The sequence below is a fragment of the Campylobacter concisus genome (assembly GCF_902460675.1).
In the GTDB taxonomy this organism is placed as follows: domain Bacteria; phylum Campylobacterota; class Campylobacteria; order Campylobacterales; family Campylobacteraceae; genus Campylobacter_A; species Campylobacter_A concisus_AJ.
The window spans coordinates 1,060,912-1,074,550 of the sequence record NZ_CABPUQ010000001.1; the positions used below are offsets into that span (position 1 = coordinate 1,060,912).

Sequence of the window (13,639 nt, forward strand, 5' to 3'; positions counted from 1 at the left end):
TAAGAAGCAACACTAAAGACTAAGATTGCTAATGTAATCTAGTAATTAATGTTTTTACTAAAATTGCTTTTAGTATTTATTATGAAGTTTTTAATCAAAAAAACTTTTAGTTTTTATATTAGTTTGTCTAATCTATTATTTAAGCATAATAGACTGGCTCAATCGATCACTTGTTTAGATTTCAAAGATTGACTAATAGTTTAACAATTGTAAGTTAAAAGAACAACGATAAGAAAAAGGCTTTATTAACGTTGAAGTTAAAGGTGGTTTCTCGTTTCGTGAGCTGGAATTATATATGAGGGATGCTTAAATGCAGATTAAAAAATGGCAACTTTTTTAAAAAATAAAAACTATAAATTTTTAATCAAATTTAACTATTTTCTTTTATGGATGCAAAGCCACTTTCTTTTTCTATAGTAATGGTTGTTTGATTACCGCGTTTATCAGTTATTGTTATACTGCAATCTTTTTTAACAAGTCTATCGTATGGTCGCTTTATACCACCACCAACGGTGCTTATTGACCACATCGGTCGTCCCATTTCATCAAAAGCGATTTTTTTCTTAGCATTTCCTTTTACACATCCGCCAGATAGAGTTACATCTGTTATACCAAATCTTTTTTCTATATTTAGCTCTTTGTTTATCTTTTTACAGTCACCACCTGACATACCACTCCAGCCAGCTGTTAGTAACTTTCCAGTCTTATAAATATCACTTGCAAACTCATCTTGTGAATTCGGATTTCCAGTCATACTTTTATCATAATATACACTATATTTCCAAGTTAACTCATTATTTTTATCAACCGAACAACTATCTACTTTATCTTTCGCAAAAGCTATCGTCCAACGCTGTTTTGCCCATCCTTTTTCGGCAATAGAATACTTATCATCCTGCATAGCGAGGTGTTGAGTGTATCTTATATGAGTTAGGATCTGGTTTGCCGCTTCTCTTGAGGCATTTCTATTTAGTTTTGGGATCATAATGGCAGCCAAAATTCCAACAACAACAATAACAAAAACAAGCTCTATCATAGTAAAAGCTCTTTTTTTCATAGTTTATCGTTCCTTGATATTGAAATTTGCAACTACTTTTCCCATTTTTTCTATACTAAATTTTGACTTCTCATCTAAATCGGCACTTGCTAATAAATTTTTAGAGTAACTTTTTGTTTTTATACCATAAAATTTAAGCCTTAGCGCAAGCCTTGTATCCTCAGTCGCTATATCTTGCACTCCAGCCTCTTTTAGCTTATCTGCTAGCTCTTTTGCTACATCAAATTTATAAGTGAGATGTTTTGTAGGGTCACTTAAAAATAGGTAAAAAACTTGATTAAAGATGATCGCTGACCAGTTAAATATCAAAAAAAGCATCACTAAGCTAGTGCAAATTTTATGGCCTTTTCTAAATTTTGGCAGTCTCACGCGATATGAGTTGAAAAAAACTCTTACCATAAGTGGTGTTGCGATCACACAAAATGGCAAGAACTGCTCAAGCTCTAGCCTTTGGCGCACAGAGACTATCATACAAAAGCAAAATGAGCAAATGGCGATAAACCACAAAAGATCCTTCTTTTCCTTAACCCAAATTCTATAAATCGTATATACAAAAAAGATAAAGACAAATGGCGAAAAAACAGCAGCAAATATGCCAAAAGTATCGATAAAGTGTCCACTTGGTCTGCCATTTGTTTCAAAGCCAAAAAAGTAAAGTGTCAGCAAAAATAAAATGGCACTGAGCCATGCAAGTGGCGGCTTTCGTTTATAAAGTGCAAATATAAAAAATCCTGCATAAAATATCAAAAAATCGCCATCTATGAAAAAGGCCAGGCAGAAAAAGAGACTAAATAAAATTTTCTTTTTAATATGAAAAAGATATATGCACAAAAGCGCTAAAGTGATGCAAATTCCAGCGTTATTTATGATAAGGGCTGAAGCCAGCGTGCCAGGAAGCAGAACAAAAAGTAGGACCGCTATAATCCTGTCAAACTCAAGCTTGATGTAAAATTTACTCACCTTATACATCAAAACTACGCTTGCGATGTGAAAAAAGATCATCACGCCTCGCACAGCAAGGTCATTTTGACCAAAAAAATGGGCGCTTAGTTTTAAGATGTAGCCAAGAAGGCTGTGCTTTTGAAAGAAAATTTCAGCCTCGTTGTAGCTTATGCTAAGAGAATTTGCCGCATAAAGTAGAAATACAAAATCAATCAAACATATCAAAAATACGCTAAAAGCAATGTGCCTGCTAGCAAATTCTCTAACTCTTTCTAACAAATTTAGCCCTTAAATATGTATATCCCAGAAAAACTCAACCCAGTCATGAGCCTCTTTTACCTTAAATTCAGGCAAAAGTAGAGCCTTCTCTTTATAAAATACAGTAGCTATCTTTATATCTAAATTTGGATAGCGTTTAAGCAGCTCTCTTTTTATCTCAACCATGCTCTCGCCGCTATCGATGATGTCATCAACAAGCAAAATTTTAGTGTATCTGCTAAGATCTGGCACATTAAAAATTTGTATCGTATCAAGCTTGTTTGTATCCTCGTAGTGGATAGAATTTAATGTAAATAAATTTCTATTTTCAAGCGCGACAGCTAGCGAGTGACCAAGCGTTAGACCGCCTCTTGCCACAGCTAGTATTACCTCTGGATCAAACTCATCTTTTATCTGTTTTGCCATCCTTTTGACATCAACGGCAAATTCATCGTAGCTATAAAATATCATCTTTAATCCTTATCAATGCACTAAAAATACGATAAAACTAATGAGCGCTAGCACGACTACGCCTAAATTTATATCGCTAAATTCTCTCTTTATGAGCTTAACTATGACGTATGACATAAAGCCAAATGCAAGGCCATTTGTGATCGAGTAAGTAAGCGGGATGAGCACAACTATGAAAAATGTCGCAACAGCGATGGCTGGATCTTTGAAATTTATGCTAGCAAGCTCAGCAAACATAAGCACGCCAACCATTACAAGGATCGGATAGATGGCGTTACCAGGGATCGCTTTAAAAAGTGGCAACATAAATAATGTAAGTATAAATAAAAGCCCACAAAATACAGCCGTTAAACCAGTCCTGCCGCCCTCTTCTACGCCGCTTGCGCTCTCTACAAACGATGTGGTCGTACTTACACCTACAAGCGAGCCAGCTGCAGTAGCAACAGCGTCAGCTTCAAGAGTTTTTTCAAGTTTTACGACGCCATCTTTTTTGTTTTCGTCAAATATCCCAGCCCTTGTGCCAACGCCAGCTAGCGTGCCTATCGAGTCAAAAAGATCGGTCACAAAAAATGTGATAATAACTGGGAGTAAAGCTAGGCTAAAGGCACCTTTTATGTCGAGCTCTAAAAATATCGGTGAGATAGAGGCTGGAGTTGAGAAAATTTCTGTTGGATGAGGAGCGATGCCAAGCACCCAAGCGATCACTGAAGTGACAAGCACAGCTAGGATAAACGCACCCTTTATCTTCCACGCCCAAAAGCAAATAACCAAAAATAGCCCCAAAACGCCAAGAAGCACGTTTGGATCTCTGAAATTTCCTATGCCGACTAAAACTGCGTCGTTATTTACTATAAAACCCATTTGCTGAAACGCAACAAAGCTGATAAACGTGCCTATGCCAGCGCTTATCGCTCTTCTTAGATCAAGTGGGATGGATCTTATTATCCACATTCTAAAATTTGTAAAAGACAAGACGACAAATATCACGCCGCTTAGAAAAACAACGCCAAGAGCCGTTTGCCAAGGCACTTTCATACCGATGCAAAGACCAAATGTAAAATAAGCGTTAAGCCCCATACCAACGCTCATCGCTACTGGCGTGTTCGCCCAAAGACCATTTAATACAGTAGAAAATATGGTAATTAGCGCAGTTGCTGTTATTAGCGCCTCATAAGGCATGCCAGTTTTGCTCATAATGATCGCATTTACCGGCACAATATACATCATCGCTAAAAATGTCGTAAGTCCCGCTCCAAATTCCTGCTTCACACTCGTTTTGTTTTGTGCTAAGTCAAAAAATTTCACCCCAAGCTCCTTTAGTAAATTTTAAGTTCGTTATATAGGCTATCACGCTCAACCGGCGTAAAACCAGATGTTTTTATGAGATCACAAAATGTCTTTAGTGTGACGCCATTTGCGCTATTTGCGCCGGCTGCACTTTGTATGCTCTCTTTTTCTATTGTGCCATCAAGATCATCAGCGCCAAATTCCTGAGCTATCATGGCTAAATTTAGCGTCGAAGTGGCCCAGTATGCCTTTATGTGTGGGACGTTATCAAGCACCAAGCGAGATATCGCCATAGTCTTTAAAATTTCAGCTGATCCTAGAAATTTCACATCTTTTAAGTAGTTGTTTTCTCTTTGATAGACAAGCGGGATAAATGCGTTAAATCCGCCAGTTTCATCCTGCAAGTCCCTGATCCTTAGCATGTGATCGATCCTATTTTCACGGCTTTCTATGTGTCCAAAAAGCATTGTTGCGTTGCTTTGTCTGCCTTTATCGTGCCACATTTTGTGAATTTTGAGCCAGTTATCGCTACTTACCTTGCCTTTGCAAATTTTAGCCCTGACCTCTTCGTCAAAAATTTCAGCCCCACCCCCTGGCATGCTATCGACGCCGTATTCAAGCATCTTTTCTATCACCTCATCGTAGCTTAAGCCGTAATGCCTTGATAAAAAATCAATCTCAGCCGCAGTCATCGCCTTTACGTGAAGCTCTGGATGAGCTGCCTTTATCTTTTTAAAAATTTCTAAATACCACTGCCAACCGCTAGTTGCGTTGTGGGCGGAGACGATGTGTATCTCTTTTACGCCGTGACTCACGCTCTCATCAACGATCTTTAAAATTTCTTCGTGGCTCATTAGGTATGGATTTGGATTTTTTCTGTGGGCTGAAAATGCGCAAAATTTACAGATGTCAGCACAGATATTTGTTGGATTTATATGGCGATTTACGTTAAAAAAGACCTTGTTGCCGTGCAGTTTTCTGCGCTTTTTGTCGGCAAATTTAGCCAAGGTAAAAAGATCAAGCTCATAAAGCGAAAAAGCCTCTTGCTTACTTAATCTCTCGCCACTTTCTAGTTTTTGTAATAGATTCATTATTTATATCGTCCTAAAGCTGAACTTAAGGCTTTATTATAAGCAAATAAAGCTTTGTTTTTGCAAAAATTATGTAACATTTGCCAAGATATTTTTAACAATGGAAACACTAAATGCTAGCTGATAGAAGTGCCAAAAATAGCGATAATTATTCAAAGATCAAAGAGAAATTTCTTGATTTTAAGGCAAATTTGCCAAAACATTTTCAAAAAAACCAAGGCAGAAATTTCACAAATTTCTTAGCCAAAGAGTATGATGATTTTATAAAATCTTATTTAAATGAAACTATGCGAGAATTTTTTGATGAGTTTGTGCCACAAAATGACAGCTTTGCTTTTAGCGTTCTAGCCACTGGCAAATACGCTCAAACGCTACTTAGCGCAAATAGCGAGCTTGAAATTTTACTAGTTTATAAAAATTTAAAGGGCTATAATATAAAAAATTTCTTAAAAGAATTTTCTGAAATTTTAGATAGCTCTGGCATGAAATTTGTAATAAAAAGCGCCGAAGTGGATGAAATTTTTATAAATTTCAAAGATGACCTTAAATTTAAAAGCGAAGCCTCGCAACTTCGCTACATCTGCGGCTCAAAAAGCCTCTACCGCTTAGTAAAAAGCGAGATCATAAAGATAAAAGAATTTGATAAAAAAGCCTTTTTAAACTACCATTTAAAGGCATTTTTGCCATTTTCTAGCATAAGCTACTTGACACAAGAGCCAAATTTAAAAAATGGCTTTGGCGGGATCGATGAAATTTACCGCTTAAACTGCATACTAAACTGCCTTGATAGCGACGTTTCGGTTAGATCGCAAGCGCTTAAAGTGATGAATGAAAAAGAGATCGCTAGCTTTAACCTAAATGTGGACTTTTTACTAAGTTTGCTAAGTGCTTTAAATTTAACTCAAAACACCGACACTTTCAGCGCCTCAAGTGTTGAGATCACGACAAATTTCATGCAGACAAAGTCCAAAAAGCTGCAAGACAACGAGAGCGTCATCAGCCAAAAGATGCTAAACTCGATGAATAACGTAGCCATTTATTCAAGATTTATCGCAGCTTCGCTTTGTAGGCCATTTTTCAAAAGCGAGTTAAGCTTCGAGCAGAGAAAATTTGCTAGGCTAAAAAATGGCTTTTACGAGATAAATGGCGTCATCTACGTGCCACTTCACAAAAAGCCAGCCCTTATCGAGGATCTCATAAATGAGCTTTTGGAGCTAAAAGATGTGGATTATAAATTTGATATAAGCACGATCTTTTATATCAAGCGAGCCATCATCACAAAAGATGGCTTAGAGCGCGCTATAAGCGAGTTTAAGAAGATATTTTTAAGAGAAAATTCCTACGCTATCTTAAAATCCTTGCTCGATGCACAGATGATACAAATTTTGATAAAACCGATGGAGCATATCTCCCAGCTAGCAGAATATGACGGCTATCACGAATTTACGGTTGATGAGCATAGCGTTTTAAGCGTCAAATTTCTTGAAAATATAAAAGATAAATTTATAAAAAATCTCTACGCTGAGCTTTGCTTGGAGGGCAAAACGATGCTAAAGATCGTGACGCTTATGCATGACGTTGGTAAAGGACTTGGCGGCAAAGATCACGCAAACATCGGCGCAAACATCTTTAGAGCCTACGCGAACAAGCTAAATTTAAGCCAAAAAGCTATCAACGTCGGCGTCATCTTGATAAAATACCACACCCTAATGAGCAACGTCTCAAACAGAGAGGACATCTACTCGCAGCGCGTCATCTTTGCCTTTATCTCAAAGCTTGGCGACAAGCAGGTCTTAAAGCTACTTTACATCCTTAGCTACTGCGTGATAAACGCCACAAATGAGAAGCTTTACAACGCATACACAGCAAAGCTTTTAAGGGAGCTTTATGAAATTTCTCTTAGCGCATTTAGCGATGAAAATTTACTTGATGAAGCGACAAGGCGAGTAAAAAAAGAGCAGTCTATAAAACGAAATAGCGAGTTTTTGGCGCTTGAGCCAAAGCTACAAGAGAAAATTTTTAAGATCACATCAAATTTGGTCTTTACAAAATATAGCGCGAGCGAGATCATAAATTTAAGCAAAGTGGCTGATAGCTTAAACGAAACAGAAATTTTCATAAACAATAGTAAAAATTTAAGCATTCAAATTTATACAAACAAGAGCCTAAATTTAAGCGCCCTGCTCTATGAATTTGCCAAATTTGACCTTGCGTATATGGAGATATTTGAGCTTTTTGAGAAGAAATTTTATATCAGGCTTGACTTTAACCAAAATGTAAAAAACCATGAGCTTGAAAACACTAAAATTTTAGCCCTAAAATCACTAAATAGCGAGGTTTTAAGAGAGCCATTGAAACCAAATATTAACAAAGATGAGATAAACTTCGAGCTAAATCACTCAAAAGATTACGCCAAACTTAGCATCAACGCAAAAGATCAGCGCGGGCTAATGGCTTATGTGATGAGTGTTTTTGACAGACTTCATTTTCAAGTCACGAGTGCGAGAATTCAGACGGTTAAAAATAGAACGAGAAATCTCTTTTTGATCGAGAAAAACGAGCGACTTGAGAGTAAAGGCGAAGAGATATTAAATTTATTAATAAGCGAGTAAAACATGTGTGGAATCGTAGGATACATCGGAGATAAAGAGAAAAAAGAGGTCATTTTAAGCGGTCTAAAAGAGCTTGAGTATCGTGGATACGACAGCGCTGGCATGGCTGTGATGAGTGATGGCAAGATCGACTTCTTTAAAGCGGTCGGCAAGCTTGAAAATTTAGCCCTAAAGACAAAGGACTTTACATCAGAGGGCTTTGGCGTGGCGATAGGTCACACACGCTGGGCAACTCACGGCAAACCAACTGAGATAAATGCTCACCCGCACCTTGGCGAGCACTCATTTGTCGTTCACAACGGCATCATCGAAAACTACAAAGAGCTTAAAGATGAGCTTGAGGCAAATGGCGTGAAATTTGTGAGCCAAACCGATACCGAAGTGATCGTGCACCTTTTTGAAGAAATTTTAAAAGAGAAAAAAGACCCATTTAAGGCTTATGAGGCGACTATCGCAAAGCTTAGAGGCGCTTATGCGACGCTACTTATCACCAAAACTGCACCTGATAAGATATTTTTCGCAAAAGATGCCGCTCCTATGGCGATAGGCAAAAGCGATAAAAAAGAGCTATATTTTGCCTCATCAGATGCCCCACTCATCGGCAACGCAACAGAAGTAGCATATCTTGATGACAACAACTACGGCTACGTGAGCTTAGACGAGATAGCTGTTTTTAAACACGGCAAAAAGGCTAGCATAACATTTAACGCACTGCCAAAAGATAAGAGCTATGCCCAAAAAGAGGGTTATACATTTTTTATGGAGAAAGAAATTTACGAGCAAGGCGCAGTCGTATCTGAAACCATCATGGGCAGAGTTAAAAACCACAAAGTCACCCTTGAAAATTTAGACGATGAATACCTAAAAGGCATCGATGATGTCGTGCTTTGTGCGTGCGGTACGAGCTACCATGCAGCGCTTGTTGCAAGCTATCTTTTTGAAAGACTTGCTAAAGTTAGAACAAAGGTCGAAGTAGCAAGCGAATTTAGATATAGAAAGCCTTATCTAAACAAAAACTCACTCTTCATCGTCATCTCGCAAAGTGGCGAGACAGCTGATACTCTTGAGGCGCTTAGGATAGCAAAAGAGGCTGGGCTTAGAACGCTTGCTATCTGCAACGTCGATAACTCTTCTATCGTTAGACTAGCTGATAATACACTTCTAACTCGCGCTGGCATCGAAAAAGGTGTGGCAAGTACAAAGGCCTTTGCTACGCAAATCATCGTACTTTGGATGCTTGTGCTTCAAATGGCATCTGCAAAGGGATCTATCAGCAAAAAAGAGCTTGATCACGAGATCAAAACGCTTCTTCACATCCCACAAATTTTAAATATAGATAACTCTTTGCAAGAGAAGCTTCACCGCCTAAGCAAGCACTATCTGCACGGTCATGGCTTCTTCTTTATCGGTAGAGATATCTTCTATCCGCTAGCACTTGAAGGTGCGTTAAAACTTAAAGAAATTTCATATCTTCACGCCGAGGGCTATCCATCAGGCGAGATGAAGCACGGACCTATTGCGCTTGCAGACGAGAAGCTATTTACAATCGCTTTAATGCCTCAAAACTTACTATATGAAAAGACAAAAAGTAACGTCGAGGAGCTTGCTGCAAGAGATGCTTACATCCTAGCGATAAGCCCACTTGAGTTTGAACTAAGCGATGACTACGTAAAAACAAGCGTTCAAGATCACTATATGAGCGAATTTTTCGAGATGATGCTAGCACTTCAGCTACTTGCACTTGAAATTTCTGTTAGACTTGGCAACAACGTCGATATGCCAAGAAATCTCGCAAAAAGCGTAACTGTCGAATAATTTATGTGGCTGGCATCTTGCTGGCCGCTTAAATTTTACTTTTATATTTTTCTTTTAAAATTTAAGTTTTCACAAAATATTATTTTCTTATAATATTTGCACTTCTAATTACATTAAAAAGGATCTTCATGAAAAAGAGATTTTTAGTATCTAAGGTCTTTAGCAGCGTTGCCGCTCTTTGTTTATTTGCTGGGTGCGCTAGCAGCAATAGCGGTGTAACTGGCGCTGCAGCAGGTGATACAGCCAAAAATGCCAACACGAAAATCGAGCGTTGCAGCCAAACACTAGGAACGTTATCTTTTTACGAAGATCAAAGTAGCTCATGGTACTCATATCTAACTAGAGATTATCAGCTTGGCTCAACAGTGCCAGTGCTAAGAATTTTAGCTCAGCAAACTGGTTGCTTCGTCATAGTAGAGCGTGGCCGCAGTATGGATAATATGATGCAAGAGCGCGCGCTTGAAGCTAGTGGCGAGCTAAGAAAAGGCTCTAAATTTCACAAAGGTCAAGTCGTAGCGGCTGATTATACCATGCAGCCAGAGATCACATTTAGCAAAGAGGATACTGGCGGTATCAGCGGACTTGTAGGCGCTGTCTTTGGCAACGTTGCTGGCAAGGTAAGCGGAGGCTTTTCAAAGAGCGAAACACAAACATCTTTGCTTCTCATAGACAACCGCTCAGGTGTACAGATCGCTGGTGCAGTTGGAAGTGATAGCAACTTTGACTTCTTTGGCATGGGATCAAATTCATTTTCACGTGTGAGCGCTGGACTTGGTGGCTACACAAAGACACCAGAGGGCAGAATGATCGTAAATGCTTTTATGGACGCGATGAACCAACTTATAGTCGCGCTAAAAGATTATAAAGTCCAAAATGTAAAAGGTGGTCTTGGCAAAGGCGGAAATATAAAAATAGGAGACTAAGATGAAATTTATAGCCATTTTGTTTTGTACATTTACGATGTTGCTAGCTGTAAACTATACTAAAAAGATAGAGATCGGGCTTTGCAAACTTATAAACGAAAGAGAAATGGCTAAATTTTATGGCGACACGAGAAACTATGACGCCCTTAGTAAAAAGATAGACGGATATAAATTTCGTTTTGGATTGAAAGATTTTGATGAGGATAGTTGCCGCATGAGTGGCTACTATCCTGTTGATCCAAACTATGCGCCATATCCGCCTAACTACCGCCCATACTATCAAAATGAGTACGAAAGATTTGATAGATTTCAGCGTGGTTACCGCGGCGGCTACTACAACGACGATGACTATGATGATGGTTTTGAGCGTGGATATAGACGTGGCTACAATGACGCTAGAAGAGAGTATAGAAGACCTTATAGATAGGCTAAAGTCATGATCTTTAAAGAAATTTAATGCAAAACCTGTGGATATGGCAACATCCTAACTATCCAAATTTTTCTTTCGACAAAAGAGCAATAAGCACCTTTGCAAATAAACTAGAGCAAGATCACGAAATTTTAAAAGAGATAACAAATAAGATCAACAGAAACGATCTTTTAAAGGTGCAAATTAACGCCCTAGAAGATGAGATCTTTTACTCATCTCTCATAGAGGGCGAGAGGCTTAAAAGATTAAACATTCGCTCATCGGTAAAAAAGAGACTAGATGAAAATTTTGACTGGCTAGCCGACACTCATGCGACTAGGCACAGTGATAATCTAGCCTCGCTAATGCTTGATGCAAATTTAAACAAAGCCCCTATGAACTTCGAGCGGCACATGGCTGGCACAATGCCTTGTTTGAATATAGCCATAGCAAAATTTACAAGATAAAAAGAGCTAAATTTAGAGATGATGAGATGAGCGTCGTCTCAGGTCCTTCAAAAAATGTGCAAATCCACTATGAAGCCTTGCCAGCAGAGCGCGTAGAGGATGAAATTTTTTAAATTTTATCAATAAAAATCACGAAAACGCCTATGTAAAAAGCGCCTTAGCGCACCTTTGGTTTGTGATCATCCATCCTTATGATGACAGCAACGGACGCATGGCAAGGGCTTTGGCGCACTACTGCTTGGCTGGTGAGAGCATTGAGCCATTTTCAATATCGAGCGTTATTTATGCAAATAAAAAAGATTATTATAAAATTTTAGAGCAGACAACAAAGCTTGAAAATAATTTAAACTTTGACTTCACAGCGTGGATAAAGTGGCATTTAGAAGCGGTAAATAGCGCCATAAACAAGCTATAAGCTCATTAAAAAGATAAAATTTCTATCAAATTTAAGAGCCAAAGCCCTTAAATTTTATCTTTACTTAGGATTTTTGCGAGCTGCTCTTTGATCTCATCATCAAATTCGCTAACGCTTATCACACCCCTGCTCTCGCACATCTTAGCGTCATTTACCTCACAGTAGCCACTTAGCGCGTTTTTATATCCGCCTCTTATGCAAGCCTCTCTGTCCTCTAAAAATCCAGCCCCGCCAAGGATGAGCACGCCAAGGTCAAAGCCGATCTTAAATTTCGCACTCGCTGAGCTTTTTATCCAGCTTAAAAATATCTCATCATACCTTAGCCCAAGCGCTCCAACGCCATCTGGCACGACCAAGATATCCACGCCGTAAAGGCTCTCAGCATAAATTTCAGGATGAAGCCTGACGCCAAATTCATCGACTATCTCAGGCTTTAGGGCGTAGGTTTTGATGTTAAAACCTTCAAATTTATGCAAAAAATCATAAATTTTGGCAAAGCTTAACAAATTTATCTTGTCAAACATCAAAATGCCAACTTTCATGCTAGCTCCTTTTAATGAAGTGCCTCATTTAGCTTGATCGCCCTTTTGCTAGCACTCGCGGTGATCTGACCTGTTTGGCTATTTTGTCTAAAATGAAGCCCGTTTAGCCCGCCAAGCTCAAGCGCTTTGTAAATTTCAGCTTCAAATTTAAACTCTGGATTTAGCTTAGCTAGCTTTTCGCGCTCGCTTGCCGAGATATAGACCTTTGTGCCCTCAAGCACCGCTATGCCAGCATCCACGATGCAGTTATCACCAAGTGGCACGCCAGTAACTGAGTTTGCGCCAAGCAAGCAGTGTTTGCCGATGCTTACAGGGTTGCCGTTTGTGCCGCTTAGCACGCCAAGTATGCTAGCTCCGCCGCCAACGTCACTGCCCTCGCCCACGACGACAGAGCTGCTGACCCTGCCCTCAACCATCACGCCACCAGTCGTGCCTGCGTTAAAGTTGATGTAAGCAGCCCCTGGCATGACGACTGTGCCAGGATGCACAGCTGCGCCCATGCGGACTTTGGCAGCGTCTAAAATTCTCGTGTTATCAGCTGGGATGATGTGACTTAGAAATCTTGGGAATTTATCGACACTTACGATCGCTGGATACTCGCCAAACATCTTTAGAGAAATTTCATTTTCTCTTAGCCACTCAAGCTCGATCGGGATGTTTTGGCTAGTCCATGCGACATTTGGTAACACCCCAAATGATCCATCAAGCACGATCGTCCTAGGTGCGACCTTACCAAGTGAGATCAAGTAAAGCTTGAGATAGACGGCCTCCACGCTAAGTGGCTTTGCGTCATAAAATAAAAATACAAGCTTAAATTTATTCTCATTTAGCTCAAGATCGTCATCAAATGCCATCTTCACAGCGTGTAAATTCTCCACGTTTTTATGCGATTTTATATCTTTTTCAAAGACGCTAAAGAGCTTGCTAGCCTTTTTTACTACCTTTGGCGTGAGATCAGTCACGAACTCGTGAGCGCTAAAATCAACCTCAACATCACACTTTTGCAAAGCGTAGATAAAAGCAGCTGCGCTTAAAAAGCTCTCTTTATAATTTACAACGGCGTAACTTGCTTGCAAAATTTTGTCGCTATTTTTTTGTCCGCGATCGACTCTTGCGATGCCAAAAGCAACTGGATCTTTGTAACCATCTTTTTTTCTAAATTCTTCAAAAAATTCCTTAAATTCGTTTGCGTCTTTAAACTCTTTAGACATCTATTCTCCTTTAAATTTTTTCTTAGTCTAGCCAAAAATGGCTAAAGAAATTATGATTTTGGACGTTTAAAAAGTTAGTAAAAACTAAAATCCAAGCGACTTTGGACGCTAGACTTAAAAAATCCCCCATCGCTTCTAA

14 protein-coding genes are annotated in these 13,639 nt (G+C 39.0%); 7 read left to right on the plus strand and 7 right to left on the minus strand.

What is annotated here, in order from left to right; all coding sequences use genetic code 11:
• Positions 1 to 370 precede the first annotated feature (370 nt).
• Genes F3G88_RS05125 through mqnE form a run of 5 tightly spaced genes read right to left on the minus strand, consistent with a single transcriptional unit; the run spans position 371 to position 5,109 of the window.
• Positions 371 to 1,057, minus strand: a complete 687-nt coding sequence (locus F3G88_RS05125; RefSeq protein ID WP_149715544.1) for a type II secretion system protein — start codon at positions 1,055 to 1,057, stop codon at positions 371 to 373.
• A 3-nt stretch (positions 1,058 to 1,060) separates the two neighbouring features.
• Positions 1,061 to 2,278, minus strand: a complete 1,218-nt coding sequence (locus F3G88_RS05130) for an ArnT family glycosyltransferase (RefSeq protein WP_149715545.1) — start codon at positions 2,276 to 2,278, stop codon at positions 1,061 to 1,063.
• Positions 2,279 to 2,287: 9 nt separating this feature from the next.
• A complete protein-coding gene (locus F3G88_RS05135) occupies positions 2,288 to 2,728 on the minus strand; it encodes a phosphoribosyltransferase (RefSeq protein WP_149715546.1) in 441 nt (146 codons plus the stop codon).
• Positions 2,729 to 2,740: 12 nt separating this feature from the next.
• Positions 2,741 to 4,033 (minus strand): NCS2 family permease, encoded by a 1,293-nt coding sequence (locus F3G88_RS05140; protein WP_087583722.1) that lies wholly within the window; start codon positions 4,031 to 4,033, stop codon positions 2,741 to 2,743.
• A gap of 11 nt (positions 4,034 to 4,044) precedes the next feature.
• A complete protein-coding gene (mqnE, locus tag F3G88_RS05145; RefSeq protein ID WP_149715547.1) occupies positions 4,045 to 5,109 on the minus strand; it encodes an aminofutalosine synthase MqnE in 1,065 nt (354 codons plus the stop codon).
• A gap of 110 nt (positions 5,110 to 5,219) precedes the next feature.
• On the opposite strand from mqnE, the gene F3G88_RS05150 reads away from it, so the two are divergent.
• The 7 genes from F3G88_RS05150 (at position 5,220) to F3G88_RS05175 (ending at position 11,747) form a co-directional block, all read left to right on the plus strand.
• Positions 5,220 to 7,718 (plus strand): HD domain-containing protein, encoded by a 2,499-nt coding sequence (locus F3G88_RS05150; protein ID WP_149715548.1) that lies wholly within the window; start codon positions 5,220 to 5,222, stop codon positions 7,716 to 7,718.
• Between the two features lie 3 nt (positions 7,719 to 7,721).
• Positions 7,722 to 9,533, plus strand: coding sequence for a glutamine--fructose-6-phosphate transaminase (isomerizing) (gene glmS, locus F3G88_RS05155; RefSeq protein ID WP_149715549.1), 1,812 nt, complete (start codon positions 7,722 to 7,724; stop codon positions 9,531 to 9,533).
• A gap of 128 nt (positions 9,534 to 9,661) precedes the next feature.
• Positions 9,662 to 10,456 carry a CsgG/HfaB family protein gene (locus F3G88_RS05160; RefSeq protein WP_103637399.1) on the plus strand — a complete coding sequence of 265 codons (795 nt, stop codon included), beginning with the start codon at positions 9,662 to 9,664 and terminating at the stop codon, positions 10,454 to 10,456.
• Position 10,457: 1 nt separating this feature from the next.
• Positions 10,458 to 10,883: a gamma-glutamyl phosphate reductase gene (locus tag F3G88_RS05165; protein WP_107930401.1), complete on the plus strand. Its 426-nt coding sequence runs from the start codon at positions 10,458 to 10,460 to the stop codon at positions 10,881 to 10,883.
• 29 nt (positions 10,884 to 10,912) lie between these two features.
• Positions 10,913 to 11,332, plus strand: a complete 420-nt coding sequence (locus F3G88_RS05170; RefSeq protein WP_107930399.1) for a DUF4172 domain-containing protein — start codon at positions 10,913 to 10,915, stop codon at positions 11,330 to 11,332.
• Complete coding sequence (locus F3G88_RS10245) at positions 11,296 to 11,445, plus strand: hypothetical protein (protein WP_188117462.1); 150 nt, start codon at positions 11,296 to 11,298, stop codon at positions 11,443 to 11,445. Before F3G88_RS05170 ends, F3G88_RS10245 begins: the two co-directional genes overlap by 37 nt.
• Positions 11,446 to 11,450: 5 nt before the next feature.
• Positions 11,451 to 11,747, plus strand: a complete 297-nt coding sequence (locus F3G88_RS05175; RefSeq protein ID WP_149715550.1) for a Fic family protein — start codon at positions 11,451 to 11,453, stop codon at positions 11,745 to 11,747.
• A gap of 47 nt (positions 11,748 to 11,794) precedes the next feature.
• Here the strand turns inward: F3G88_RS05175 and F3G88_RS05180 are convergent, their stop codons facing one another.
• Both F3G88_RS05180 and F3G88_RS05185 read right to left on the minus strand, forming a co-directional pair.
• Positions 11,795 to 12,289, minus strand: a complete 495-nt coding sequence (locus tag F3G88_RS05180; protein WP_002939504.1) for a type 1 glutamine amidotransferase family protein — start codon at positions 12,287 to 12,289, stop codon at positions 11,795 to 11,797.
• Between the two features lie 11 nt (positions 12,290 to 12,300).
• Complete coding sequence (locus tag F3G88_RS05185; RefSeq protein ID WP_149715551.1) at positions 12,301 to 13,500, minus strand: tetrahydrodipicolinate N-succinyltransferase N-terminal domain-containing protein; 1,200 nt, start codon at positions 13,498 to 13,500, stop codon at positions 12,301 to 12,303.
• Positions 13,501 to 13,639 lie beyond the last annotated feature (139 nt).